At 69.3% G+C, this 24,186-nt stretch carries 25 protein-coding genes; 9 read left to right on the forward strand and 16 right to left on the reverse strand.

The features are described 5' to 3' along the window. The first annotated feature begins 58 nt into the window (after nucleotides 1-58). Genes JAN5088_RS06575 through lpxK form a run of 5 tightly spaced genes read left to right on the forward strand, consistent with a single transcriptional unit; the run spans nucleotide 59 to nucleotide 4,702 of the window. A complete protein-coding gene (locus tag JAN5088_RS06575) occupies nucleotides 59-1,402 on the forward strand; it encodes a TldD/PmbA family protein (RefSeq protein WP_055682016.1) in 1,344 nt (447 codons plus the stop codon). Then, nucleotides 1,389-2,162, forward strand: a complete 774-nt coding sequence (locus JAN5088_RS06580; RefSeq protein ID WP_055682017.1) for a 3'(2'),5'-bisphosphate nucleotidase CysQ — start codon at nucleotides 1,389-1,391, stop codon at nucleotides 2,160-2,162. The genes JAN5088_RS06575 and JAN5088_RS06580 overlap by 14 nt, the downstream gene beginning before the upstream one ends. Before the next feature lie 58 nt (nucleotides 2,163-2,220). Beyond that, nucleotides 2,221-2,463: a DUF4170 domain-containing protein gene (locus tag JAN5088_RS06585; RefSeq protein ID WP_055682018.1), complete on the forward strand. Its 243-nt coding sequence runs from the start codon at nucleotides 2,221-2,223 to the stop codon at nucleotides 2,461-2,463. Nucleotides 2,464-2,468: 5 nt separating this feature from the next. Further along, nucleotides 2,469-3,746, forward strand: a complete 1,278-nt coding sequence (locus JAN5088_RS06590; protein ID WP_055682019.1) for a 3-deoxy-D-manno-octulosonic acid transferase — start codon at nucleotides 2,469-2,471, stop codon at nucleotides 3,744-3,746. Continuing rightward, on the forward strand, nucleotides 3,746-4,702 hold the full coding sequence (gene lpxK / locus JAN5088_RS06595; RefSeq protein ID WP_055682020.1) for a tetraacyldisaccharide 4'-kinase: 957 nt from the start codon (nucleotides 3,746-3,748) through the stop codon (nucleotides 4,700-4,702). The genes JAN5088_RS06590 and lpxK overlap by 1 nt, the downstream gene beginning before the upstream one ends. A gap of 55 nt (nucleotides 4,703-4,757) precedes the next feature. Here the strand turns inward: lpxK and JAN5088_RS06600 are convergent, their stop codons facing one another. Further along, entirely contained in the window at nucleotides 4,758-5,414 is a 657-nt protein-coding gene (locus JAN5088_RS06600; RefSeq protein ID WP_074962390.1) for a DsbA family protein, read from the reverse strand. 24 nt (nucleotides 5,415-5,438) lie between these two features. Next, nucleotides 5,439-5,933 carry a DUF721 domain-containing protein gene (locus JAN5088_RS06605; protein WP_055682021.1) on the reverse strand — a complete coding sequence of 165 codons (495 nt, stop codon included), beginning with the start codon at nucleotides 5,931-5,933 and terminating at the stop codon, nucleotides 5,439-5,441. A gap of 75 nt (nucleotides 5,934-6,008) precedes the next feature. Between JAN5088_RS06605 and JAN5088_RS06610 the strand changes: the two genes are divergently transcribed. Then, a complete protein-coding gene (locus JAN5088_RS06610) occupies nucleotides 6,009-7,037 on the forward strand; it encodes an A/G-specific adenine glycosylase (protein WP_055682022.1) in 1,029 nt (342 codons plus the stop codon). A gap of 51 nt (nucleotides 7,038-7,088) precedes the next feature. Further along, the gene (locus JAN5088_RS06615) at nucleotides 7,089-8,234 is read left to right on the forward strand and encodes an alkane 1-monooxygenase (RefSeq protein ID WP_055682023.1); all 1,146 of its coding nucleotides are present in this window, start codon (nucleotides 7,089-7,091) and stop codon (nucleotides 8,232-8,234) included. On the opposite strand, the gene JAN5088_RS06620 is transcribed toward JAN5088_RS06615, so the two are convergent. The 13 genes from JAN5088_RS06620 to pip all read right to left on the reverse strand — a co-directional run bounded on the left by JAN5088_RS06620 (nucleotide 8,231) and on the right by pip (nucleotide 21,503). Further along, nucleotides 8,231-8,842 carry a DedA family protein gene (locus tag JAN5088_RS06620; RefSeq protein WP_055682024.1) on the reverse strand — a complete coding sequence of 204 codons (612 nt, stop codon included), beginning with the start codon at nucleotides 8,840-8,842 and terminating at the stop codon, nucleotides 8,231-8,233. The genes JAN5088_RS06615 and JAN5088_RS06620 overlap by 4 nt on opposite strands. A gap of 42 nt (nucleotides 8,843-8,884) precedes the next feature. Next, a complete protein-coding gene (kdsA, locus tag JAN5088_RS06625; protein WP_055682025.1) occupies nucleotides 8,885-9,721 on the reverse strand; it encodes a 3-deoxy-8-phosphooctulonate synthase in 837 nt (278 codons plus the stop codon). Between the two features lie 2 nt (nucleotides 9,722-9,723). After that, nucleotides 9,724-10,506, reverse strand: coding sequence for a 3-deoxy-manno-octulosonate cytidylyltransferase (locus JAN5088_RS06630; RefSeq protein WP_055682026.1), 783 nt, complete (start codon nucleotides 10,504-10,506; stop codon nucleotides 9,724-9,726). After that, on the reverse strand, nucleotides 10,503-11,447 hold the full coding sequence (locus JAN5088_RS06635) for a KpsF/GutQ family sugar-phosphate isomerase (RefSeq protein ID WP_055682027.1): 945 nt from the start codon (nucleotides 11,445-11,447) through the stop codon (nucleotides 10,503-10,505). Before JAN5088_RS06635 ends, JAN5088_RS06630 begins: the two co-directional genes overlap by 4 nt. Nucleotides 11,448-11,483: 36 nt before the next feature. Then, nucleotides 11,484-12,725, reverse strand: coding sequence for a glycosyltransferase family 4 protein (locus JAN5088_RS06640; protein ID WP_055682028.1), 1,242 nt, complete (start codon nucleotides 12,723-12,725; stop codon nucleotides 11,484-11,486). Between the two features lie 15 nt (nucleotides 12,726-12,740). Beyond that, complete coding sequence (locus JAN5088_RS06645) at nucleotides 12,741-14,045, reverse strand: UDP-glucose dehydrogenase family protein (protein WP_055682029.1); 1,305 nt, start codon at nucleotides 14,043-14,045, stop codon at nucleotides 12,741-12,743. Nucleotides 14,046-14,124: 79 nt separating this feature from the next. Beyond that, nucleotides 14,125-14,829 (reverse strand): fumarylacetoacetate hydrolase family protein, encoded by a 705-nt coding sequence (locus JAN5088_RS06650; protein WP_055682030.1) that lies wholly within the window; start codon nucleotides 14,827-14,829, stop codon nucleotides 14,125-14,127. A gap of 21 nt (nucleotides 14,830-14,850) precedes the next feature. Continuing rightward, the gene (locus tag JAN5088_RS06655; RefSeq protein WP_055682031.1) at nucleotides 14,851-15,849 is read right to left on the reverse strand and encodes an NAD-dependent epimerase/dehydratase family protein; all 999 of its coding nucleotides are present in this window, start codon (nucleotides 15,847-15,849) and stop codon (nucleotides 14,851-14,853) included. A 54-nt stretch (nucleotides 15,850-15,903) separates the two neighbouring features. Next, nucleotides 15,904-17,796 (reverse strand): polysaccharide biosynthesis protein, encoded by a 1,893-nt coding sequence (locus JAN5088_RS06660; RefSeq protein ID WP_143114571.1) that lies wholly within the window; start codon nucleotides 17,794-17,796, stop codon nucleotides 15,904-15,906. A gap of 237 nt (nucleotides 17,797-18,033) precedes the next feature. Beyond that, entirely contained in the window at nucleotides 18,034-18,873 is an 840-nt protein-coding gene (gene rfbD, locus JAN5088_RS06665) for a dTDP-4-dehydrorhamnose reductase (protein WP_055682033.1), read from the reverse strand. Further along, nucleotides 18,870-19,910, reverse strand: a complete 1,041-nt coding sequence (gene rfbB, locus JAN5088_RS06670; RefSeq protein WP_055682034.1) for a dTDP-glucose 4,6-dehydratase — start codon at nucleotides 19,908-19,910, stop codon at nucleotides 18,870-18,872. The genes rfbD and rfbB overlap by 4 nt, the downstream gene beginning before the upstream one ends. Next, nucleotides 19,907-20,467: a dTDP-4-dehydrorhamnose 3,5-epimerase gene (gene rfbC, locus JAN5088_RS06675; protein ID WP_055682035.1), complete on the reverse strand. Its 561-nt coding sequence runs from the start codon at nucleotides 20,465-20,467 to the stop codon at nucleotides 19,907-19,909. The genes rfbB and rfbC overlap by 4 nt, the downstream gene beginning before the upstream one ends. Nucleotides 20,468-20,513: 46 nt before the next feature. After that, a complete protein-coding gene (gene pip / locus JAN5088_RS06680; protein ID WP_055682036.1) occupies nucleotides 20,514-21,503 on the reverse strand; it encodes a prolyl aminopeptidase in 990 nt (329 codons plus the stop codon). Between the two features lie 76 nt (nucleotides 21,504-21,579). On the opposite strand from pip, the gene ubiG reads away from it, so the two are divergent. After that, a complete protein-coding gene (gene ubiG, locus JAN5088_RS06685) occupies nucleotides 21,580-22,326 on the forward strand; it encodes a bifunctional 2-polyprenyl-6-hydroxyphenol methylase/3-demethylubiquinol 3-O-methyltransferase UbiG (RefSeq protein WP_055682037.1) in 747 nt (248 codons plus the stop codon). On the opposite strand, the gene JAN5088_RS06690 is transcribed toward ubiG, so the two are convergent. Then, nucleotides 22,314-22,928, reverse strand: coding sequence for a TetR/AcrR family transcriptional regulator (locus tag JAN5088_RS06690; RefSeq protein ID WP_055682247.1), 615 nt, complete (start codon nucleotides 22,926-22,928; stop codon nucleotides 22,314-22,316). The genes ubiG and JAN5088_RS06690 overlap by 13 nt on opposite strands. A 249-nt stretch (nucleotides 22,929-23,177) precedes the next feature. On the opposite strand from JAN5088_RS06690, the gene mbfA reads away from it, so the two are divergent. Continuing rightward, nucleotides 23,178-24,152: an iron exporter MbfA gene (gene mbfA / locus JAN5088_RS06695; protein WP_055682248.1), complete on the forward strand. Its 975-nt coding sequence runs from the start codon at nucleotides 23,178-23,180 to the stop codon at nucleotides 24,150-24,152. Nucleotides 24,153-24,186 lie beyond the last annotated feature (34 nt).

Below are 24,186 nucleotides of genomic sequence, written 5' to 3' on the forward strand. Positions count from 1 at the left end.
TGTGGGGCCGGGCTCCGAGGGCTACCTGCGGGAGCGACGCCCCGAGGACGAGCACCCCATGACCGATCTTTCGCATCTGACCGAGACGCTTCTGCACGTCGCTCGCAAGGCTGGGGCCGACGCGGCGGATGCCATCGCAATCGACGGCGCCTCGGTCTCGGTCGACGTACTGAAAGGGCGGCTCGAACATGCGGAACGCTCCGAAGGGGTGGAAGTCGGCCTGCGCGTCCTGATCGGGCGGCGGCAGGCCTGCGTCTCGGCATCGGACACCGGTCGGCAGACCATGGAACAGATGGCCGAACGCGCCGTCGCCATGGCGCGCGAGGCACCCGAAGACCCGCACGCCGGACTGGCCGACCCAAGCGAACTGGCGCGCGACTGGGACATCGACGCGCTCGACCTCGTGGACGACAGCGCCCCGCTCGACCCGGCGGCGCTTCAGGACATGGCCGCGCGGGCGGAGGCCGCGGTGTTGGCCGTGCGCGGTGTGGCGCAGGTCGGATCGGCCGGGGCGGGCTACGGCGACCGCCGGGTGCATCTGGCCGCGACGAACGGGTTTTCCGGCGGCTACCGGCGGACGGGCACGTCGCTGTCCTGCGTGGCCATCACCGGCGAGGGCACGGGGATGGAGCGGGATTACTACGGCGACAGCCGCGTCCACCGCGCCGACCTCGACACGCCCGAGGACGTGGGCCGCATCGCCGGCGAGCGCACCGTGGCGCGGCTGGGCGCGACCAAGCCGCCGACGGGGGCCTTTCCGGTCGTCTATGACGAACGGGTGGCCGGGCAGTTGGTCGGGCACCTGCTGAGCGCCATCAACGGCAGCGCCGTCGCCCGCGGCGCGACCTTCCTGCGCGACGCGCTTGGCCAGCCCGTCCTGCCCGCGGGTCTTTCGCTCATCGAAGACCCGACGCTGCCACGCATTTCGGGCAGCCGGCCCTTCGATGGCGAGGGGCTGCCCACGGCGCCGCGCGACCTCGTGACGGACGGCGTGTTGCAGGGCTGGGTGCTGGATTTGTCGACCGCGCGCAAGCTGGGAATGGACAGCACCGCCAACGCCTCGCGCGGGACGTCCGCGCCGCCGCAGCCGTCGGCGGGCAACGTGCGTCTGACGCCGGGCGACGCCAGCCGCGAGGAGCTGCTCGCGCGGATGGGAACGGGGCTGCTCATCACCTCCATGATCGGCTCCTCCATCAATCCGACGACGGGCGACTATTCGCGCGGAGCCTCGGGCTTCTGGGTCGAGGGCGGGCATATCGTGCGACCGGTCAACGAATGCACCGTCGCGGGCAACCTGCGCGAGATGCTGATGACCCTGGTGCCCGCCAACGACGCGCGCCTCCACGTCGGCCGCCAGGTTCCGTCGCTGCTGGTCGAGGGGCTGACGATTGCCGGCGGATGACCTGACGCTGCTGGCTGATGCGGCACTGGCGGCGGGCGCCATCGCGCGGCGGCATTTCGGCAACGGACCGCAGACCTGGGACAAGGGCCTGGGCCAGGGCCCCGTGACCGAGGCCGACCTGGAAATCGACGCCATGCTGCGCGACACGCTGACAGGGGCGCGCCCCGACTACGGCTGGCTGTCGGAGGAGACGACCGACGGCCCCGGCCGCCTGACCCGCGACCGGGTCTTCATCATCGACCCCATCGACGGCACCCGCGCCTTCATCAACGGCGAGGCGAACTTCAGCCATTCGCTCGCCGTGGTCGAACGCGGACGCCCGGTGGCCGCCGCGGTCTACCTGCCGATGAAGGACCGCCTGTATCTTGCTGCCGCCGGACGGGGCGCCACCCGGAACGGTGCCGCCATTGCGCCTTCCGGGAAGGTGACGCTCGACGGGGCCACGGTCCTGGGGTCGAAGTCCAACTTCAACGACGTCTTCTGGCACGGCGGCCGCCCTCCGGTCAGGCCGCAGTTCCGGTCCTCGCTGGCTTACCGCCTCGCGCTGGCGGCGGAGGGGCGTTTCGACGCCATGATCACGCTGCGCGACGCGTGGGAGTGGGACATCGCCGCCGGTGCCCTGCTGGTGGCCGAGGCCGGGGGCACCATCGTCGACCGGCGCGGCGGGCCGCTGCGGTTCAACAACGCGCGGCCCCTGCTGGACGGGGTCGTCGCCGGCACGCCGGGTGTCGCCCGCGCGATCCTGGACAGGCTTGTCTGAGGTTCACGCCGGGCGCGCGACGCGGTAAGGCACCCGCGACAGTCAACAGGAGGTCCCCATGGTCCAACGCCTTCACCTCGTCTTCGGGGGCGAGCTGGTCAATCCCGGCTCGACCCAGTTCGCGGACGTCGACGCCATCGACATCATCGGCATGTATCCTGATTACGCCAGCGCCTACGACGCCTGGAAGGGGGCGGCGCAGCGCACCGTGGACGACGCCCACATGCGGTATTTCATTGCCCATATCCACCGCCTGCGCGACGAGGAATCCGCCGCCTCGCCCACCGAGGAGCTGGGCTGACGGCCATGGCCCGCCCCCCCCTTCTGGGAGGATATTTCCTGCTGACGGGACGCGAATCCTTCGGTGAACGGATGCTGCGGCGCAGGCTCGCGCGCGGCAAGGAAGACCCCGCGCGCTTGGACGAGCGGCGCGGCATCGCCTCGGTCGCGCGGTCCGACGGGCCGCTGCTGTGGCTGCACGGCGCGAGCGTGGGCGAATCCGTATCGCTCCTCGAGATGATCCGCAGGATCGGCGAGGAACGCCCCGACCTGTCATTCCTGCTGACGACAGGCACCGTGACCTCGGCGCAGGTGCTGGCCGACCGGTTGCCGGCGCGCTGTGTGCACCAGTTCGTGCCCCTTGATATCCGGCCCTGGATGCAGCGGTTCCTCGACCATTGGCAACCCGATCTGGTGGTGCTGGCCGAGGGGGAGATCTGGCCCGTCCTTCTGGACGAGACGGCGCAGCGCGGCATCAGGGTGGCGATGATCAACGCGCGCATGACCGGCCGCGCGCATCGACGCTGGCGGCTCGCGCGACGCACGGCCGCAGCCCTGCTGGCCGGGATCGCCCGCGTGCAGGCGCAGGACAAGGTGACGGGCAATCGCCTGATCTCGCTCGGCCTGCCGCCCGAGCGCCTCGAAGTGACGGGAACGCTCAAGGAAGGCTCCGCCGCCCTGCCCCACGACGAGAACGAGCGTCTGCGACTGGCCGGTGCCTTGGGGGGGCGGCCCTGCTGGCTCGCCGCCTCCACGCACGATGGCGAGGAGGTGATGGCAGCCGAGGCCCATTCGCAGGCGATGCGGTCGTGGCACAAGCTGCTACTGATCATCGCGCCCCGCCACCCCGAACGCGGCCCCGCCATCGCCGCCGACCTGCGCGCCCGCGGCGACCGGGTGGCGCTGCGGTCGGCGGGCGAGGAGATCACCCCCGAGACACGCATCTACGTGGCCGATACCATGGGCGAGATGGGCCTCTGGTATCGTCTCTGCTCGGTCAGCTTCGTCGGCGGCTCCCTCGTGCCCATCGGCGGCCACAACCCGTTCGAACCCGCGGCTCTGGGCAGCGCCATCCTGCACGGCCCCCATGTCGACAATTTCGCCGATATCTATTCGCGCCTGTCGTCCAACCAGGCCGCGCTCACGATCAAGGAAGCGACGTTCGGATCCTCGGTGGCAAGCGTTCTCGAACCTGACGAGGCGGCGCGCATGGCCCATGCCGCCTGGACGGTCTGTTCCGAAGGGGCGGACGTGACGGAGCAGGCGATGGACCTGCTGATGGCGATGCTCGACAGGGTCGACTGATGCGCGCGCCCGCCTTCTGGTCGCGCCCGCCGGGCCTTCTGTCGGTGCTGCTGTCCCCCTTGGGCGCGATCTATGCGGCCGCCACGGCGCGGCGCGTCGCGCGGGTCGGGGTGCGGGTCGGCGTGCCGGTGATCTGCGTGGGCAACCTGACTGCCGGGGGCACGGGCAAGACGCCCACCGTCATCGCGCTGGCCGAGCGTCTGTCGGCCCGCGGGGTCGCCGCGCATGTGGTCACGCGCGGCCACGGCGGGAGGCTGGAGGGGCCGGCGCGGGTCGATCCGGCGATCCAGGAGGCGGGCGATGTGGGGGATGAGCCGCTGCTGCTGGCGGCCTTCACGCCCACCTGGGTCGCCCGCGATCGGGCTGCGGGGGCACGGGCGGCGGTCGCGGCGGGAGCGCGAGCGGTCCTTCTGGACGACGGATTCCAAAACCCCGCGCTGGTCAAGGACCTGTCCATCGTGGTGGTGGACGCGGGCGCGGGGTTCGGCAACGGGCGCGTCCTGCCCGCCGGGCCGTTGCGCGAACCCGTGGCCGCGGGTCTTGCGCGCGCCGACATGACCCTGACCATCGGCGACGGGCGCGTCGATCTGCCGGAGTCGCCCACGCGCCTGCACGGGCGGCTGGAGCCGCTGGCGACGGGGATGGACTGGCAGGGCCTGCCGGTCTTCGCCTTCGCGGGCATCGGGCGGCCGGGCAAGTTCTTCGACACCCTACGCGATCTGGGCGCCGACATCCGGGGAACCGAGGCGCTGGCAGACCATCAGCCGCTGACGCCCGCCTTGCTGCGGCGCCTGGGCGACAGGGCCGCGCGACTGTCGGCGCAGCCTGTCACGACCGAGAAGGACGCCGTGCGCCTGCCCCCGGCGCTGCGCGGTCGGGTGATGACGGTGCCCGTCCGCCTGCGGCTGGACGATTGGGCCCCGCTCGACGCGGCGCTCGACCGGCTCGGGCTCTGACACGAGAAAGGCCGCCCGCGAGTAGCGGACGACCCTTTCGCGAATGCCGAACGTCTCAGCTCGCCTCGTCGACCAATGCACCGATCTGGGCGAGGCTCAGCGAGCCGGTGTGCAACTGGCCGTCGATCAGGAAGGAGGGCGTGGCCCGGATGTTGTCGCGCGCGGCATTGGCTTCGTACCAGGCGACCAGATCGGACGCCATGTCGGCATCGGCGAGGCAGGTGTCGAGCTGTTCCTGCGACAGTCCGGCCTGCGCGCCGATGCGCTTCAGGCTGTCGGCCACGACCGCCGGGTCGCCCTGTCGTGCCCAGTCGCCCAGCGTCGAGAACAGCACGTCGGCCACGCCCATGTAGCGGTCCGGCCCCGCGCAGCGCGCGACCATGGACGCCCAGAGGCCGTAGCGGTCGAAATAGACCTCGCGGAAGGTGAACTGCACCTTGCCCGTGTCGATATAGTCGCGCTTGAACGGCTTGAACGTCTCGGCGTGGAAGCTGGCGCAATGGGGGCAGGTGAAGCTCGCGTATTCCACGACCTTCACCGGCGCATCGTCGGACCCCAGCACGATGTCCTGGATCGCCTCGCCGGAGCCCTGCGCGTTCGCCGCGCCCAGACGCGCCAGTCCGGGGGCGTTATCGCGGCCGGACAGGCCATAGCCACCCGCCGCGACCAACCCGAGGGCGGTCAATGTCAGGGCCTTGCGTCGTGTGATCATCGGAATCTCCTGTCGGGCGCCGGGTCAGGCGCGTTGCTTCGATATGATGTTGGCGGCCAGCCGTTCAAGCGACTGGCGCAGCCCTTCGTCGCCCACGTCCTGCGTCGTGGCGCGGGCGCGGGCCTGCACTTCGGGCGAGGGCTCCGGGCGGGTGGTCGGCCGGGCCTCGAACGCGACCTGACCTTCGGCAAAGCCGGTGGGCGCCGTCTGGGTGATGTCGATGCGGCTGATCGCGCGATAGCCGTAGCAGGCGTTCACCTGCTCGATGATCCGAGGCAGGCGCATCTGCAGGATCGGCGCATGCGCCCCGGTGGTCAGCAGCGTCAGCACCGCGCCGAAGCCGCCGCGCGGAAAGCCCACGCGGACAGGGCGGCAGATGGCGGCGACGTCGGCGCCCGCGATCTCGGCCCAATGCGTCAGCAGCCTTGTCTCGGCAAAGCCGCGCTTTTCGCCCAGGCGTCGGATGTCCCTTTCCACGAGGGTCGACACGCGGCGCGCGGCTTTGCGAAAACGGGTCATGGCGGGCGGGGTTCCTTCGCTTGCCCGCGCATCCTACATCACGGGGGGCGACAGGGAACAGGGGCGACCTCAAGGATGCGTGATCCACGGACCGAGCGGCTGGCCGCATGGTACGGCGCCAATGCCCGCGACCTGCCGTGGCGGGTGCCGCCGGGCGATCCGACGCCGCCCGACCCCTATCGCGTCTGGCTGTCCGAGGTGATGCTGCAACAGACGACGGTGGCGGCCGTGCGGGACTATTTCGCGCGGTTCACGACGCTCTGGCCCACCGTGCACGATCTCGCGGCGGCCGAGGATGCGGCGGTGATGGCCGCATGGGCGGGTCTCGGATACTATGCCCGCGCCCGGAACCTGCTCAAATGCGCGCGGGCCGTGGTGTCGGACCACGGCGGGCGCTTTCCCGACACCGAGGCGGCGCTCCTGACCCTGCCCGGCATCGGCCCCTATACCGCCGCCGCCATCGCCGCCATTGCCTTCGGGCGGCCCGCCGTGGTCGTCGACGGCAACGTGGAGCGGGTGATGGCCCGGCTGGGCGCAATCCAGACGCCGCTGCCGGCCGCGAAGCCCGAAATCCGCGCGCTGGCCGCCTGCCTGACGCCCGAGGTGCTGCCCGGCGATCACGCGCAGGCGGTGATGGACCTTGGCGCGACCCTTTGCACCCCGCGCAAGCCGACCTGCATGCTCTGCCCGCTGGCGGACGGTTGCGAGGGCCGCAGGCTGGGCGTCGCCGAAAGCCTGCCGCGCAAGGCGCCCAAGGTGCCGAAGCCCGAACGCTCGGGGTTCGTCTATCTTGCGCGGCTGGGCGATCTCTGGCTGGTCGAGACGCGGCCCGCCAAGGGTCTTTTGGGCGGGATGCTGGCCTTTCCGACGTCCGACTGGGGTGCCCACCCCGCCTCCGACCCGCCCTTCGACGCCCCGTGGCGCGAGGTCGGGCAGGTTCGCCACACCTTCACCCACTTCCACCTGACCCTGACGGTCATGACGGCGGAGACCCGCGCAAACCCCGACCGGGGCAACTTCGCCCCCCTCGACCCCGATGCCCTGCCCACCCTGTTCGGCAAGGCCCACGCCCTCGTGACGCAGGGTTCTGCCGCCACCGCTTGAGCGGACGGCCCACGGTGCGGTAACATCCGGTGCAATCCGGGAAAGATCGCCATGACCATCACGACCATCCCCGACGATCAGGTCCGCAGGCCGCTGGCCGCCCTGCCGTTCTGGATATCGTTGACGATGATCCCCGTCGTCTGGACCGGCGCCCTGCTGGGCGGTCTCTGGGTCATCGCGACGCCGGTCTACGCCTGGGTGATCTACGGCCTTCTCGACCTGCTCGCCGGGCAGGACGAGCGGAACGCCGACCCTCTGATGGATCGCTCCGGGCTGGGCTGGTACCGCGCCATCACGCTGGTCTGGGCGCCGGTGCAGTTCGTGACGCTCTTCGCGTTGATCTGGTACGTCACCCGCGCCGACCATCTGTCCCCTTTGGAGATGTGGGGGCTGTTCTTCGGCATGGGCGTCGTGTCGGGCACCATCGGCATCAACTATTCCCACGAGTTGATGCATCAGCGACAGCGGATCGACCGCTGGATGTCGGACATCCTGCTCGCCATGGTCCTCTATTCCCATTTCCGCTCGGAACACCTGCTGGTGCATCACCGCTATGTCGCGACGCCCCGCGATCCGGCGACGGCCCGTTATAACGAGGGCTTCCACCGTTTCTTTCCACGCGTGCTGCGGCAATCGCCTGTCTCGGCCTGGCGGGCCGAGGCCGCGATGCTGGCGCGCAGGGGTCTGCCGCCCGCGCATCGGTCCAACCCGTTCTGGCGCTATGGCCTGCTGCAACTGGTCATGCTGGGACTGGCCCTTGCGATTGGCGGCTGGATCGGGCTCGTCCTGTTCCTCGTTCAGGCCTTCACGGCGATCTGGCAACTGGAGCTGGTGAACTACGTCGAACACTACGGGCTGACGCGGCGGTATCTGGGCGATGGCAAGTATGAGCCCGTGCGTCCGCATCATTCGTGGAACAGCGCGCACAGGATGTCGAACTGGCTGCTCATCAACCTGCAGCGCCATTCGGACCACCACTACAAGCCCGACCGGCCGTTCCCCCTGCTCCAGACCTATTCGGATGCCGAGGCGCCGCAGCTTCCCACGGGGTATTCCGCGATGACGGCCGCGGCGATGATCCCGCCCCTCTGGCGCCGGATGATGAACCCCAAGGTGCGGGCGTGGCGCCGGCAGCATTATCCCGACATCACCGACTGGTCGGCCTACAAGACGGCATCGAATCCCGCGCCGCGCTAGGTCCGGGACGTCTTGCGGCCCTTGCCTCGGATCAGACGCCAGAGATAGGTGCCCACCAGCGCCCCGATGACCACCCATGTCACGGGGTCGAGCCAGCCCGACACCTTGTCATATTGCGATTGCAGGACATAGCCCAGCCAGGCCAGCGCCGCCGTCCAGAGCGCGCTGCCCGCCGTGCTGTATGCGAGGAAGGGCAGCATGGGCATCCGCGCCACCCCCGCGGGGACCGAGATGAAGGTCCGCACGCCGGGAATCATCCGCCCGAAGAACACCGCCGCACCGCCGTGCCGCTGGAACCAGCCGGTCGCGCGGTCGATGTCGCTGCCGTCGATGGTCAGCCAGCGGCCGTGCCGGTCGGCGAAGCGGTGCAGCCGGTCCGACCCGACCTTGAGCCCGATCCAGTACCACAAAAGCGCGCCGGCCACCGACCCCGCCGTGCCCGCCACGATCGCAACCCACAGGACCATGTCGCCCCGCGCCGCCGAGAACCCGGCAAGCGGCATCACCAGTTCCGAGGGGATGGGCGGAAAGACGTTTTCGAAGAACATCAGGAACGTGACGGCGAACCAGCCGCCCGTGCCCATGGCGTCCACGATGAAATCGAACATGCCGTCCCCCTTCGCTTCCCACGCAACGCGGCGGGGCGGGGATCAGTTTCTCTTGCGCAGGTCGTCGAAGGCCCGAAGGTCGCCGATCAGCGCCTCCATCCGGTCCACGGGGATCATGTTCGGCCCGTCCGAGGGGGCGTTGTCGGGGTCCTCATGCGTCTCGATGAACAGGGCCGACACACCCACGGCGCAGGCCGCGCGCGCCAGAACGGGCGCGAATTCGCGTTGCCCGCCCGACGTGGTGCCCTGCCCCCCGGGTTGCTGCACCGAATGGGTGGCGTCGAAGACCGTGGGATAGCCGGTGCGTTCCATGATCGGCAGGCCGCGGAAATCGCTGACCAGGGTGTTGTAGCCGAAGCTCGTCCCCCGGTCGCAGAGAAGGATGTTCCCGTTTCCGGTGCTCGCCACCTTGGCGGCCACGTTCTCCATGTCCCAGGGGGCGAGGAACTGGCCCTTCTTGATGTTGATGGCCCGACCCGTCCGCCCCGCCGCCAGCAGAAGGTCGGTCTGGCGCGACAGGAAGGCGGGGATCTGCAGCACGTCGCAGACCTCGGCCGCGGGGGCGCAATGGTCGGGCAGATGCACGTCGGTCAGGACGGGACAGCCGAACTCGGTACGAACGGCGTCGAGAATGCGCAGGCCCTCCTCCATCCCGAGCCCCCGCTGGGTGCCGATGGAGGAGCGGTTGGCCTTGTCGTAGCTCGCCTTGAAGATGAAGCGCGTCCCGGTGGGGGCGCAGGCCGCCGCGATCCGCTCGGCCATCATCCGGGCGTGGTCCAGCGACTCGAGCTGGCACGGCCCGGTGATGAGCGCGAAAGGGTTCATCCCGCCCACCGGGATATCGCCGATGGTGACGGTACGGGTCTCGATGGGGTCCATGGTCAGCCCTCCCGGAGCACGGCTTCGATGCGGGGCACATCCGCCGGATTGTTGAGTTCCCAGAACACCCGGCCCCGCGCCTCGACCTCGACGCAGGCGACGCGGGCGCCGTTTTCAAGAAAGCGCAGCTGTTCCAGCCCCTCGCGCCGTTCCAGCTCGCCCTCGGGCCAGCGGGCATAGGCGCGCAGCGCGTCGGGGCGATAGGCGTAGACGCCGACATGGTGGAACACCGGGACCGGGTCCGGCACCTTGGCCGGATCGATCCAGGGGATGACTTCCTTTGAGAAATAGAGGCCGTGCAGGTTCCGGTCGAAGACGGCGGTGGTGCCGCCGACGCGGCCCGCCTTCCGATCCTCGATGAACATGTCGTAGGTGCGCCGGTCGCAGCGCAGCACGGGCGTCGCCACGGCGGCGTCCGGGTCGCGGGCCATGCGGTCTATCAGCGCCTCGACGAACCAGGGCGGCGTCAGGGGCGCGTCGCCCTGAAGGTTCACGATCAGGTCGGCCTCCACCTGCGCCAGCGCCTCGGCGCAGCGTTCGGTGCCGTTCGCCGCCTCGGGCGAGGTCATCAGGACCGATGCACCGAAACCCTCCGCCGCGTCGCGAATGCGCGCATCGTCGGTCGCGACATGGATGGCGTCGATGCCCCGCACCTGCTGCGCCGCCTCCCAGGTCATGCGGATCAACGATTTCACGCTTCCGTCCTTCTGGCGCAATTCGGCCAGCGGCTTGCCCGGATAGCGGGTGGAGGCGTGGCGGGCGGGGATCAGAAGGATTGTTTTCATGCGACACCTGCCCGCAGAAGGTCGTGGATGTGCAGGATGCCGACGGGCGCGCGCCCCTCGCAGACCACCAGCACGTTGATCTTGCGCTCGTTCATCACGGCAAGCGCGCTGGCGGCCAGCATGTCGGGTGCCGCCGTGACCGGATCGCGCGTCGCCACGTCGCGCGCATGCCGGTCCAGCAGGCCCACCATGTTGCGCCGCAGGTCGCCGTCGGTGATGACGCCAAGCAGGTCGCCGCCGTCGACAACCGCGGCGATCCCGAAACCGCCCGACGTCATGGTCAGCAGCGCCTCGGACATGGGCGTGTCCGCGGCGACCAGCGGCAGCCCGTCGCGGTGCATGATCTGCGACACCCGGGCCATCTGCGCGCCCAGCTTGCCGCCGGGATGGAAGACGCTGAAATCCTCGGCCCGGAAATTTCGCCGCCGCAGGAGCGCCACGGCCAGCGCGTCGCCCATTCCCAGCGTGAGGGTGGTGGAGGTCGTGGGCACCATGCCGATGCCACAGGCCTCCGGCAGATGCGGCAGGGTCAGGCGGTGATCCGCCGTCTGCATCAGAGTCGAGCCTTCGCGCGACGACAGCCCGACCAGCGGTACGCCGAAGCGGCGGGTGTGGGCGACGATGTCGCGCAACTCCGTCGTCTCGCCCGAGTTCGAGATGGCCAACACCACGTCGCCGTCGCCGATCATCCCCAGGTCGCCGTGGCTCGCCTCCGCCGGGTGGACGAACAGCGCGCGCGTGCCGGTCGAGGCCAGCGTCGCGGCGATCTTGCGCGCGATGTGCCCCGATTTGCCGATTCCGGTGACGATGACGCGGCCGGTGGCGGCGGCGATAAGATCGACCACCGCGTCGAAATCCGCGGGCATTGCGTCCGCCAGCGTCCGCAGCGCCGCGGCTTCGGTGCGAAGGACCTCGCGGCCGGTATCGAGTGCGTCGCTCATGGCCCCGCAGATAGGCGGTGGCGCGATGACGCGCAACTAGAGGGTGATCGCGCGGTCGGGTGGCACCAGCGCATTGATCCGCGCCACCTGGCGCGGCAAGCAGCGGGTCAGGAAGTCGTATTCCGCCACCACATGCGTCCGGGCCGCCGGTCCCAGATGCGCGTGGCGCGGGGGGTCGGCCAGCACCTCGATCACCTGTGCCGCCAGCGCGGCGGGGTCGAGGAAATCGACCAGCAGGCCGGTTTCGCCATGCGTCACCACCTCGCGCACGGGGGGCACGTCGCTGGCCACGATCGTCGCCTCCATCGCCATGGCTTCGAGCAGCGACCAGGACAGCACGAAGGGCATGGTCAGGTAGATGTGACAGCGGCTGATCTGCACGACGCGGCGGAAATCGGCATAGGGCACCTGTCCGAGGAAATGGACCCGGTCCCAGTCGACCAGATGGCCGACCTCCCGCTCCAGTTCCGCGCGGAAGCCGCCTTCGGCCTGGCTGGCGCGGCCATAGCTGGTGCCGGAGCCGCCGACGATCAGGACGCGCGCCCGGGGCCGCGCCCGCTGGATCGCCGGCAGGGCGCGCATCAGGATGTGGAATCCGCGCGTGCGTTCCATGTTGCGGGCAACGTATGTGAAGATCTCGCCCCCGCGGTCGATGCGCCCCACCCGGCCGAGGTTCAGCGTGACGTCGGGGTCGGGGCCCAGCCGGTCGGTGCGGATGCCGTCGTGACAGACGTCGATCCGGTCACGGAAGGAGGCGGGGAAGGTGTCGCGCTGCCACCGCGTGGGGGAAATGCCCCGGTCGACCGCCTCGATGGCGCTGTTCGGCACGGCGTTGCGCGCGGCCAGAAGGAAGGGCGTCGCCTCCGACGGCGGGTCCTCCGGGTCGAAGCCCACGGGGCCGCCCTCGGCCCGGTAGTAGTATTCGAAGAACCCGAGCACCGGCACCTGGGGCAGCACCTGCTTCATGAACAGAAGCTCGCCCCAGCCTGTGTGACCCAGGATGATGTCGGGCACGAAGCCCTCGTCGCGCAGCGCCGCCGCCGCTCGCGCCGCGCCGTAGCCGTTGCCTGCCGCCTCCTCCCAGGGGCGCGACAGGCCATAGGCGTCGGCGGCAGGCTGCCGGTGGGGGCGATAGACGACCTTGCGGACGCCTGGCAGGTCGGGAAAGTCCCGACGCTGCGTCAGGAAGACAAGCTCGTGCGTCCCCTGCGAAGCCAGCCAGTCCAGCAGTTCGCGATACTGGCCGGGCATGTTCTGGTGGACGAGGAGGATCTTCACCGACGGTCCCGTGCGTCAGCGGCCCACCGCGTCATATCCGGTGAAGCCCGCCGCCTCGGCATCGGCGCGCGAATAGATGTTGCGCAGGTCGGCCATCCGGGGCGTCGCCATCACCTCGGACAGGCGCTTGAGGTCGAGGGCGCGGAACTCGTTCCACTCCGTCAAAAGGACGATCAGGTCGGCATCCCGCGCGGCCTCGTAGGGGTCGTCGAGCCATTCGACGCCTGGCAGCAGCGCCTCCCCCTCCCGCAGGCCCTCCGGGTCGACGACCCGGACCCGCGCGCCGCCGCCCACCATCGCGGGCACGATCGTCAACGACGGCGCTTCGCGCATGTCGTCGGTGTTGGGCTTGAAGGTCACGCCCAGCACGACCACCGTCTTGCGGTTGAAACTGCCATCGCAAAGATCGCGCAGCTTCTCGACCATCCGGCCCTTGATCGATTCATTGACCTGCATGACCGTCTCGGTGATCCGCATGGGCGTGGCGTGATCCTGTCCGATCCGCGCGAGCGCGGCGGTGTCCTTGGGAAAGCACGACCCCCCATAGCCGGGCCCCGCATGCAGGAACTTGTTGCCGATGCGGCCGTCCAGCCCCATCCCCCGCGCCACCGTCTTGACGTCGGCGCCGACCCGTTCGCAGAGGGCCGCGACCTCGTTGATGAAGGTGATCTTGGTCGCCAGAAAGGCGTTCGCCGCGTATTTGATCATCTCGGCCGACTCCAGGTCGGTCGTCATGATCGGAAAGTCCCGCAGATAGAGCGGGCGGTAGATGTCGGACATGACCTGCGCCGCGCGGTCCGACTCGACTCCCACGACGACGCGGTCGGGGCGCATGAAATCGTCGATGGCCGCGCCTTCGCGCAGGAACTCGGGGTTCGAGGCCACGTCGAACTCGGCGTCGGGGGCCGCGGCGCGGACGGCCTCGGCCACCTTGCGGTTGGTACCCACGGGGACGGTCGATTTCGTCACGATCACCGCATATCCGGTCAGGGCCTGGGCGATCTCGGTCGCGGCATCCATCACATAGGTCAGGTCCGCGTGGCCGTCGCCCCGCCGCGTCGGCGTGCCCACGGCGATGAAGACGGCCTCCGCGCCCGCGACGGCCTTCTTCAGGTCCGTCGTGAAGGACAGCCGTCCCCCGGCCACGTTGCGGTTCATGAGGTCGTCGAGACCCGGCTCGAAGATGGGAACCTCGCCTGCGTCGAGACGGGCGATCTTGGCGGGATCGCGGTCCACGCAGATCACATCGTGGCCGAAGTCCGAGAAGCAGACCCCCGATACGAGGCCCACATAGCCGGTGCCGATCATCGCGATACGCATTGCAGACCTCTCAATCCTGTCGATCGGCGGGCTTTTCGCCCCTGCGCCGGCCCGGCGCAAGGGCGGGTTGCGCGATAGATCAGCCCTGTGCCTCGGGCGCGCCGATGACAAGCCTCACGTCCGTCAGCCCCTCGATCCTGCCGGTCAGGACATCGCCCGGTATCACCGGGCCCACGCCCGCTGGCGTCCCCGTCAGGATCAGGTCGCCGGGGGCCAGGTGATAGAAGCGCGACAGGTCCGCCACGATGGCCGGGACGTCGTGGATCATGTCCGACAACCGGGCGTCCTGCCGGACCGCGCCGTTCACGGACAGATGGATGCGGCGGTCGCCCGGCAGGCCGAAGTCGGCCGCCCGCGTCAGGGGGGCGAGGATGGCCGATCCTTCGACGTCCTTGCCCAGATCCCAGGGGCGACGCTTGTCCTTGGCCCGCGCCTGCAGGTCGCGCCGCGTCATGTCGAGACCGCATCCATAGCCGAAGATCACCCGCTCCGCCTGCGCGGGCCCGATGCGGAAGGCCGGCGCGCCGATGGCCACGGCCAGTTCCATCTCGTGATGATAGTCGTCCGTCTGGGGCGGATAGGGCACCGTCGAGCCCGAGGGGGCCAAAGCGAAGGGCGACTTGGTGAAGTAGAACGGCGCCTCGCGGTCCACCTCGTTGCCCATCTCGGCGGCGTGGGCGGCATAGTTCCGGCCCACGCAGAAGATGCGGACGACGGGGAACACGTCGCCGCTGCCGGTCACGGCCAAGCGCGGCAGGGCGGGCGGGTCGAAAAGGTCGGGCATGGCGGTCCTTGGATGCGGCGATCAGATGCAATTGTCGGCGCGGTACCAGTCGACGAAGGCGCGCACGCCCTCCTCGATCGGGGTGCGGGGAAGCGGCCGCCCCAGCAGTTCGGCCAGCAGCGTCGTGTCGGCCCAGGTCGCGGGGACGTCGCCGGGCTGCATCTCCATCAGGTTGCGGCGGGCCGTGCGGCCGGTCGCGGCTTCGATTGCGGCGATGAAGCGGTCGAGTTCTACCGTCTCGCCGTTGCCGATGTTGACGATCCGATGGGGCGCTACCGGCGAAAGGCTGTCGCGGTCCGACACCGGCGCATCGCCAGGCGGAACGGCGATCAGATCGACGATCCCGCGCACCAGATCGCCCACATAGGTGAAGTCGCGGCGCATCCTGCCGTGGTTGTAGACGTCGATGGGCTCATCGCGCAGGATCGCGCGCGTGAAGCGGAACAGGGCCATGTCGGGCCGCCCCCAGGGACCGTAGACGGTGAAGAACCGGAACATGGTGATCGGCAGGCCGTAGAGATGCGCATAACTGTGCGCCATCGCCTCGTTCGCCTTCTTGGTGGCGGCATAGAAAGACATCTGCGCGTCCGTCTTCATCGTCTCGCGGTAGGGCATGTCGGTGCCCGCGCCATAGACCGACGACGTGGAGGCCAACAGCATGTGCGCGGGCGGATGGGCGCGCCCTGCCTCCAGCAGTTCGTGGGTGCCGACGAGGTTGGCATGAACGTAGTCGCGCGGCGCGTCGATGGAATGGCGCACCCCGGCTTGCGCGGCGAGGTGGATGACGGCCTCGGGTCGATGTTCGCCAATGAGCTCGGTCAGAAGGCCCGGTGTCGCGATATCGTCGATCACCGGAGTGAAACCGCGCCCGAGCCGCTCGTGCCGGCGGCGTTTCAGCTCGGGATCGTAGTAATTTGACAGGTTGTCGATGCCGACGACGTTCCACCCCTCCGCGAGAAGCAGGTCGCAGAGGTGATAGCCGATGAAACCGGCCGATCCGGTGACGAGTGCAGTGCCCATGCGACCGTGGTGTCGCAAGGGGAACGGCCTGTCAAATGCGGACTTCGGTCGGTCTCAGCCTTCCGCGGCGGGTGCCATCGTCGGCACACCTGTGGACGTCGCCGGCACCTGCGCGTCGCCCATCACCTTGCGCGAGATTGCATCGACCGCGATGGAGGCATCGCCAGCCGCCATCCCGCGTCGCAGGGCGTGGAGGATCTCGGCCACCTCGAACTCGGAGAGCCCCGCTTCCCGGAGCCGGAAGATCTTGCGATGCGCGGTGGGTTTCTCGGAGCCGTCGAAGAACAGCTCCTCGTGGAGCTTCTCGCCGTCGCGCAGGCCGATGAACTCGATCCCGATATCACCCTGGGGGTTCGCTTCGGATTGAAGGGAATAGCCCGCCGCCTCGATGGCCTGAACCGCCAGATCCTGGATGCGGACAGGGTCGCCCATGTCGAGGACGAAGACCTCCCCCCCCTCGGCCATCGACCCGGCCCGCAGGACGAGCCGCGCCGCCTCGGCGATGGTCATGAAGTACCGCGTCACATGGGGATGCGTCACGGTGACGGGCCCGCCGCGACGGATCTGATCGTTGAAGATCGGCACGACCGATCCGGAGGAGCCGAGGACATTGCCGAACCGCACCATCGACAGGACTGGTCCGCCCTGTGGCACGCGACTGGCGATATCCTGTACCACGAGTTCCGCCATCCGCTTCGACGCCCCCATGATCCCGCGCGGGCGGACGGCCTTGTCGGAGGACACGAGGATGAAGCGGTCCACCCCCGCCTCGACCGCCGCCTTGGCCAGCGTCTGGGTGCCGAGGACGTTGTTCGCAAGACCCGCCAGCGGATTGAGCTGCACCAGCGTGACGTGCTTGTAGGCCGCGGCGTGAACGACGACCTGCACCCGCGCATCGGCCATCACCTGCCGGACCTGACGCGGATCGGTGACCGACCCGAGGATGGGCACCAGTTCCACGCCGTTCTCGGTCGCCTGCGCCAGCAGATCCCGGTGCACGGTGAACAGGGCGACCTCGCTCAGCTCGAACAGCACAAGCCGGCGGGGACGGCATTCCAGCAGCTGCCGGCACAATTCGGACCCGATGGACCCCCCCGCGCCCGAAACCATGACCGACTTGTCGCGGTAGGAGTCGGAGCCTTCGGACAGGGGCGTCTTCACCTCGTCCCGGCCGAGGAACATCTTCGGGCGCAACGTCTCGAGCCGGTCGATGAGCGCCTCGGTCCCGATGAGTTGCGAGAAGGACGGCAGCGACTGTACCTCCAGCCCCAACCGGCGCAGCCTGCGGACGATCTGCGCCTGCCTGGGCGGGCTGAGCGAGGGTGCGGCCAGAAGGACGCGGTCGATGCGCCTGCGGGCGGCGATCTCGGCTATCCGGGCAGGGGAATGAACCGGCAGTCCCGCAATGGTCAGTCCCTGCAGCGCCGGGTTGTCGTCCACGAAGGCCACGGGCTCGATCTCACCGTGGCTGCGGAAGGCGTGGGCCAGCTGCATCCCCGTGGTGCCGGCGCCGTAGATCAGCACGCGCGTCATCGGCGCCCGGCGGCGATAGGCAGCCGTCACCACCCGAAGAAGGATGACGCGCGACACGGTAATCGCCAGAAACAGCGTCGTCGCGAAACCAGCCGGCACGGCGACCGGAAGCGCCAGCCCGAAGACCCATGACAGGACCGACGCCCCGGCCGCGAGCAGCATCGCGAAGGAGGCGGTCCGCAGGATGGCATGGCCATCGAATTCCGCAAGCCGCAGCGCGGGAACGCCCAGAACCATCAGCAGCCCGGCGGCGACCGTGACGACATAAGGTACGGAGACGGCCAGCAGGGCCGGGACGGGCGGCGACCCCGCGGGCAAGGGGCCGGTCGCCAAGGCAAGGGCCAAGGTCGAGACCACGAAGCAGAGGTCGAGCGCGAGGAAGACGCCGTACTTCTGCCGTCTTGTCAGGGACATCAAGAAGACGTCCCCGAAATACCCCCGCTTCGATTTCATTTTCGTCCGTTCCCCGACATCTTGTCCGTTCGCCAGGGCAAAACCGGGCCCAATGCCCGACGTCCCGATCCGTGATTCGGACCATCGGGGCGATATCCTTAAGAACTGGTTAAGGTCTCGGACGGACGGACGATTTTCCCGCTGCGTCTCCCGGCATGCATGGCCGCGGGGACCACGGACCACCCGGCCGCCGGGTCACTACAGGCGTGCCGCCAGAATCCGGCCCGTGCCTTCGCGCCAGTCGGGTCTCTCGATGCCGAACGCCGCCCGTAGCGCGGAGCAGTCCATCCGCGAATTGGCCGGCCGCGCCGCGGGCGCGGGCCAGGCGGAGGCGGGGATGCCCTCGACCGTACAGCACATTCCCGCGGCCTCGAAGATGCCGCGCGCGAAATCGGCCCAGCTGACGTCCGGCGTGCCTGCGAAATGGTGGATGCCCGACGGCGCGCCGTCCCGCAGCGCGTCCTGAACCTTCAGGCAGGCGGCGGCGATGGCGTCAGCGGGGGTCGGTCCGCCGATCTGATCCGCGACCACGGTCAACCGCTCGCGCTCCGCACCGAGACGCAGCATCGTGAGCAGGAAGTTCCGGCCGTGACCGGAGAAGACCCAGCTCGTCCGCAGGATGACATGGGCACACCCCTCAGCGACAACGGCTTTTTCCCCCGCCAGCTTGGACCGTCCATAGGCGCCCAGCGGCGCGGTCGCGTCGTCGGGCGACCAGGGTGCGTCGCCGGACCCGTCGAAGACGTAGTCAGTGGAGATGTGGACCAGCGGGATGCCCAGATCGGCGCAGGCGCGCGCCATCTCACCCGGGGCGGCACCATTGATGCGGGTGGCGGCCTCCTCCTCGGCCTCCGCCGCGTCCACGTCGGTCCAGGCAGCGGCGTTGATGACGGCGGCGGGCCGGATCGCACGGATCGCGGCGTCGCAGGCCCCGGGCACCGACAGGTCGGCTTCGGTGCGGCCCAGACAGCGGACATCGTCCGACGCCGCGGCCAGTTCGCGGGCGACCTGCCCCGTCCGCCCGAAAACAAGGATCATGCCGTGACCCCCAGCCGGGCGCCGACGCCGTCGCGGTCCAGAAGCGGGCGCCACCAGTTCTCGTTGTCGAGATACCAGCGCACCGTCCGCTCCAGCCCTTGCTCCAGCGTGACCGAGGGGCGCCAGCCCAGTTCGGCGCGGATGCGCGAGGGGTCGATGGCATAGCGGGCATCATGGCCCGGACGGTCGGTCACGAATTCAATCAGCCGGTCATGGGGCGCACCTTCGGGATGCATCCGGTCCAGCAGGCCGCAGATCGTTCGGATGAGGTCGATGTTGCGCGCCTCGTTCTCGCCGCCGATGTTGTAGCTTCGGCCGAGTTCGCCGTTTTGCAGGACGCAGAGCAGGGCATCGGCATGATCCTCCACGAACAGCCAGTCGCGCACGTTCTCGCCCGCGCCGTAGACCGGGATCGGCTTGCCGTGGAGCGCATTCAGGATGACAACTGGCACCAGCTTTTCGGGGAAATGGAACGGTCCGTAGTTGTTCGAGCAGTTCGACAGGACCACCGGCAGGCCGTAGGTCTCGCCCCAGGCGCGGACCAGATGGTCGCTGGCGGCCTTGCTGGCGGAATAGGGGCTGCGCGGATCGTAGGGCGTGTCTTCGGTGAACATGCCCGTGGGGCCGAGCGAGCCGAACACCTCGTCGGTCGAGACGTGGTGGAAGCGGAAGCCGTCGGGCTTGCCGGCCTTCGTCCAATACGCGCGGGCCGCCTCCAGCAGAGTGTAGGTTCCGGTCACGTTGGTCTGGATGAAGGCGCCGGGACCGTCGATCGAGCGGTCCACGTGGCTTTCGGCGGCAAGGTGCATCACCGCGTCCGGGGCATGGTCGGCGAAGACGGCATCCATCGCGGCGCGGTCGGTGATGTCGGCCTGCACGAAGGCATAGCCGGGCGCATCCGCGACCGAGGCCACGTTGTCGAGGTTCGCCGCATAGGTCAGCGCGTCGAGGTTCACCACCTCGAACCCGTCGCGCACCGCCTGCCGAACCACCGCCGAACCGATGAAGCCCGCACCCCCCGTCACCAGGATCTTCATGCCGTCGTCTCCATCTCGAAGGGGCTGTCGAAGTGGTCGAGCGTCGGTGCCTCCGCGTCCTTGGCCGACAGGATCGGCGCGCCGTCGAACCGCCAGTCGATCCCGCAGCCGTCCCATCGCAGCGCGCCCTCGGTCTCGGGCGCGTAGAAATCGGTGCATTTGTAGACGATCTCGGTGCCCGGTTCGCGCGTCAGGAAGCCGTGGGCGAACCCCGCCGGAACCCAGAGCATCCGGCCGTTGTCGGCGCTCAGCTCCGCGCCGAACCAGCGGCCATATGTGGTCGACCCCCGGCGGATGTCGACGGCCACGTCGAACAGCGCACCGCGCCCGCATCGCACCAGCTTGCCCTGCGCGTGCGGCGGCGCCTGGAAATGCAAGCCCCGGATCGTGCCGGGCTTTTCCGAAAGGGAATGGTTGTCCTGCACGAAGGTCGCGTCGATGCCGATCTCTGCGAAGGTCCGCGCGTTCCACGTCTCGGCAAAGAAGCCGCGCTGGTCGCCAAAACGGCGCGGCGTCAACAGCTTGAGCCCCGAAAGTCCAGTATCCTCGATGTGCATGCGCGTTCCCCGGCCGGTGTCCGCGCTCTCCCTATCGGGGGTGGGGTCAGAAGCGCAACCGGTCGGCGTGCGTGGCCCCGACGGCATCGGTCGCGGCGATCAGCCGTTCGGCGATCCCCGCCTCCGACAGGGCGTGACCGGCGAAGGGCGCGACGTCCAGCGTGGCAGTGGGCCAACCCTCCACCAGCAGATGCGCGGAGCGGGGCGGGCAGATCATGTCGTAGCGGCCCTGCACGACGTGGCCGGGCACATCCGCGATGCGCTGCAGGTTGTCGCGGATCCAGCCGTCGTGTTCGAGAAAGCCGCTGTTGACGAAATAGTGGTTCTCCAGCCGCGCGAAGGCGCGCGCGTATTCGGCGGCAGGCTCCCCCGACCGGCCCTGCGATCCGACCGAGGCCAGCGCGTTTTCCCAGGCCGCCCAGGCGCGGGCGAAGCGGATCTGCTGGTGCGGGGGCGAATCGAACAGGCGGCGGTGGTAGGCCGCGATCGGGTCGCCCCGCTCCTCCGCCGGCAGCAGGTCGAGAAAACGCTCCCACTGCTCGGGCCAGAAGACACCCGCGCCGCCGCCGTAGAACCAGTCGAGTTCCCGGCGCTCCATCAGGAAGACGCCGCGCAGGAACAGATGCGCCGCCCGGTCCGGGTGCGTGATGGCATAGACCAGCGCCAGCGTCGCGCCCCAGCTCCCGCCGAAGACGGCCCAGCGGTCGATGCCCAGAAGGGTGCGGATACGCTCGATATCGTCCACCAGATGCCAGGTCGTGTTGTCGGCCACGCTGGCATGGGGCCGCGACCGTCCGCAGCCGCGCTGGTCGAACAGGACGACGCGCCAGATGGCGGGGTCGAAGAACCGGCGCATCATCGGGCTGCATCCGCCCCCGGGACCGCCGTGCAGAACGACGACCGGAAGGCCGTCGGGGTTGCCGCATTGCTCGACATAAAGGTGATGGCCCTGCCCCACGTCGACCGTGCGCTGGTCGAAGGGGTCCAGGGGGGGATAGAGCGCGCGGGCGGGCGTTTGATGCGGGTGTCGATCCATTTCGAACCTATATAGTCTGGCAAGGCGCGGTCGCCATCGGTTTCCGCGCCGCCCCGAACCACAGCCGGAGAGAGCCATGACGACGACCATCGACGACGCCGAAATCGCGAAATTCCAGGCGATGGCCGCCGAGTGGTGGGACCCGGAGGGCAAGTTCAAGCCGCTGCACATGCTCAACCCCTGCCGGCTCGACTACATCACGACGCAGATCGCGGGGGAGTTCGACCGCGACCTGCGCACCGACCGGCCGTTCGCGGGCCTCCGCATCCTCGACATCGGCTGCGGCGGGGGGTTGCTGTCGGAGCCGATGGCGCGGCTCGGGGCCGAGGTGGTGGGCGTCGATGCGGCCGAGCGCAACATCCCCGTTGCGCAAGCCCATGCCATGCAATCGGGGCTGGAGATCGACTATCGCCACACCAGCGCCGAGGCCCTGATCGAGACGGGCGAGCCGCCTTTCGATGTCGTGCTCAACATGGAAGTGGTGGAGCATGTGTCCGACCCGCTGGCCTATCTGACGGCTTGCCAGCGGCTTCTGCGGCCCGGTGGGCTGATGATCTGCTCGACGCTGAACCGGAACCCGAAAAGCTATGTCATGGCGATCATCGGGGCCGAACACGTCATGCGCTGGCTGCCCAAGGGCACGCACGACTGGTCGAAGTTCATCACCCCGGACGAGCTTTTCACCCTGTTGGGCAAGGCGGGGCTGGACCCGGTGGACCGGATGGGCTTCGTCTTCAACCCCATCGCCTGGACGTGGCGCCTGTCGGAGCGCGACCTGTCGGTCAACTATGTCACCGCCAGCGTGAAACCTCAGACGCCGTAGCGCGCCATGAAGGTCTCGACCGCGCCGTCGATGACGCGGCGGCGCTCGGCCTCGGTCGCGGATTTGCGGATGCCGAACACGAGCTCGGGAAACAGGCTCGCCTTGCAGAGCTCGGCGAACTGATCGGCAGCCAGCTCGAAATCTTCTATGGCCAGCGTGCCCTGCGTCACGGCGTCGCGCAGGTATGCGACCATCCGCGCCCGCAGAAGGCCCGGCCCGGTGTCGTAGAACTGTCGTCCGAGGTCGGGGAATCGGTCCGCCTCGGCCACGAACATCCGGAAGATCGACTGCCCGAAATCCGACAGGAAGAAGGCGAGCATCCGCTCGGCCGCGGCGCGCAGGACTTCGGCCGGGGCGCTGTGGCCGGCGGTGATGGCCTCCGCCTCGTCCATCTGCAGGCAGCATTCGGACCGCGCCACTTCGATGAACAGTACGCGCTTGTCGGGGAAATAGCTGTAGAGCGTGGCCTTTGATACGCCCGCCGCGCGGGCGATCGCATCGACGCTGGCCCCGTCGAACCCCTCGGCCATGAAGACATGCCGGGCGCCTTCGAGCACCTGGTCGAACTTCCGGCCCTTCTTGATCGGCGTGGCGTCAGTCATGGTCCGGTCCCCCCGTTCCGAGATATAGAGATGGGGAAAATCGGCACAAGCATGGGCTGCGCAGGGAACCGCGGGCGGAAAACTCGCCGAAAACCGCCCGCGGGACCGCGCCGCCCGCGAGGGGACGACCGCCGCGGCCATGACCTGACCCTGCGCCCTTTGCGCCAGACGCGCAATTCGCGGAAGATCGCCGTCGGCGCCCGGTCGCCCGGGCTTGCGCGCAATCCTGCCAAGGGTATCGTCGCTGCCATGATACCCGGCTTCTCCACCCGCCGCCGTTTCCGCGACCTCTCCGAACAGGAGGTTCTCGCCCTGGCCATTTCGTCGGAGGAGGACGACGCCCGTATCTATCGCCTCTATGCCCAGCGTCTACGGGAGGATTTTCCCGAGACGGCCGCCCTGTTCGAGGAGATGGGTGCCGAGGAGGACGAGCATCGCCGGCGCCTGATCGACCTGCACGCCGCGCGCTTCGGCGACGTGATCCCCCTGATCCGGCGCGAACACGTCGCGGGCTTTCCCGCGCGGCGCCCCGTCTGGCTGGTCGAGAACCTGGGGCTGGAGCGCATTCGCGCCGAGGTGGCCGGCATGGAGCAGGATGCGCAGCGGTTCTATGAAAGTGCCGCCGCCCGCGCGTCCGACCCGGCCATCCGCAAGCTTCTGGGCGATCTTGCCGCCGCCGAGGCCGCGCACGAAGCCCTGGCTCAGCGGACGAGCGAGGCCATCCCCGAAAGCAGTCGACAGGTCGAGGAGGACCGCGCCAAGCGTCAGTTCCTCCTTACCTGGGTGCAGCCCGGGCTTGCGGGACTGATGGACGGATCGGTATCGACGCTGGCGCCCATCTTCGCCACGGCCTTCGCCACGCAGCACACCTGGACGACGTTCCTCGTGGGCCTCGCGGCCTCCGTCGGGGCGGGCATCTCCATGGGCTTCACCGAGGCCGCGAGCGACGACGGGGAGCTGTCGGGCCGCGGCAGCCCGGTCAAGCGCGGCCTGTCGTCGGGCGTGATGACCACGGTCGGCGGCCTGGGGCACGCCCTCCCCTATCTCATCCCGCACTTCTGGACGGCGACGACGATCGCGCTGATCGTCGTGGTGGTCGAACTCTGGGCCATCGCCTGGATCCAGAACCGCTTCATGGGCACGGCCTTCTGGCGGGCGTCGCTGCAGGTGGTGGCGGGCGGCGCGCTGGTGCTGGCGGCGGGCATCCTGATCGGATCGGGATGACCGCGCCCCTCCGTTCGCGATGCACAGGGTAGCG

It is taken from the genome of Jannaschia rubra, assembly GCF_001403735.1.
GTDB classification, from domain to species: Bacteria; Pseudomonadota; Alphaproteobacteria; order Rhodobacterales; family Rhodobacteraceae; genus Jannaschia; species Jannaschia rubra.

Coding starts and splice junctions, on each gene's coding strand:
- JAN5088_RS06575 (WP_055682016.1), top strand. CDS start 59: ATGACCGATCTTTCGCATCTGACCGAGACGCTTCTGCACGTCGCTCGC.
- JAN5088_RS06585 (WP_055682018.1), top strand. CDS start 2,221: ATGGTCCAACGCCTTCACCTCGTCTTCGGGGGCGAGCTGGTCAATCCC.
- JAN5088_RS06590 (WP_055682019.1), top strand. CDS start 2,469: ATGGCCCGCCCCCCCCTTCTGGGAGGATATTTCCTGCTGACGGGACGC.
- lpxK (WP_055682020.1), top strand. CDS start 3,746: ATGCGCGCGCCCGCCTTCTGGTCGCGCCCGCCGGGCCTTCTGTCGGTG.
- JAN5088_RS06600 (WP_074962390.1), bottom strand. CDS start 5,414: ATGATCACACGACGCAAGGCCCTGACATTGACCGCCCTCGGGTTGGTC.
- JAN5088_RS06605 (WP_055682021.1), bottom strand. CDS start 5,933: ATGACCCGTTTTCGCAAAGCCGCGCGCCGCGTGTCGACCCTCGTGGAA.
- JAN5088_RS06610 (WP_055682022.1), top strand. CDS start 6,009: ATGCGTGATCCACGGACCGAGCGGCTGGCCGCATGGTACGGCGCCAAT.
- JAN5088_RS06615 (WP_055682023.1), top strand. CDS start 7,089: ATGACCATCACGACCATCCCCGACGATCAGGTCCGCAGGCCGCTGGCC.
- JAN5088_RS06620 (WP_055682024.1), bottom strand. CDS start 8,842: ATGTTCGATTTCATCGTGGACGCCATGGGCACGGGCGGCTGGTTCGCC.
- kdsA (WP_055682025.1), bottom strand. CDS start 9,721: ATGGACCCCATCGAGACCCGTACCGTCACCATCGGCGATATCCCGGTG.
- JAN5088_RS06630 (WP_055682026.1), bottom strand. CDS start 10,506: ATGAAAACAATCCTTCTGATCCCCGCCCGCCACGCCTCCACCCGCTAT.
- JAN5088_RS06635 (WP_055682027.1), bottom strand. CDS start 11,447: ATGAGCGACGCACTCGATACCGGCCGCGAGGTCCTTCGCACCGAAGCC.
- JAN5088_RS06645 (WP_055682029.1), bottom strand. CDS start 14,045: ATGCGTATCGCGATGATCGGCACCGGCTATGTGGGCCTCGTATCGGGG.
- JAN5088_RS06650 (WP_055682030.1), bottom strand. CDS start 14,829: ATGCCCGACCTTTTCGACCCGCCCGCCCTGCCGCGCTTGGCCGTGACC.
- JAN5088_RS06655 (WP_055682031.1), bottom strand. CDS start 15,849: ATGGGCACTGCACTCGTCACCGGATCGGCCGGTTTCATCGGCTATCAC.
- JAN5088_RS06660 (WP_143114571.1), bottom strand. CDS start 17,796: ATGTCCCTGACAAGACGGCAGAAGTACGGCGTCTTCCTCGCGCTCGAC.
- rfbD (WP_055682033.1), bottom strand. CDS start 18,873: ATGATCCTTGTTTTCGGGCGGACGGGGCAGGTCGCCCGCGAACTGGCC.
- rfbB (WP_055682034.1), bottom strand. CDS start 19,910: ATGAAGATCCTGGTGACGGGGGGTGCGGGCTTCATCGGTTCGGCGGTG.
- rfbC (WP_055682035.1), bottom strand. CDS start 20,467: ATGCACATCGAGGATACTGGACTTTCGGGGCTCAAGCTGTTGACGCCG.
- pip (WP_055682036.1), bottom strand. CDS start 21,503: ATGGATCGACACCCGCATCAAACGCCCGCCCGCGCGCTCTATCCCCCC.
- ubiG (WP_055682037.1), top strand. CDS start 21,580: ATGACGACGACCATCGACGACGCCGAAATCGCGAAATTCCAGGCGATG.
- JAN5088_RS06690 (WP_055682247.1), bottom strand. CDS start 22,928: ATGACTGACGCCACGCCGATCAAGAAGGGCCGGAAGTTCGACCAGGTG.
- mbfA (WP_055682248.1), top strand. CDS start 23,178: ATGATACCCGGCTTCTCCACCCGCCGCCGTTTCCGCGACCTCTCCGAA.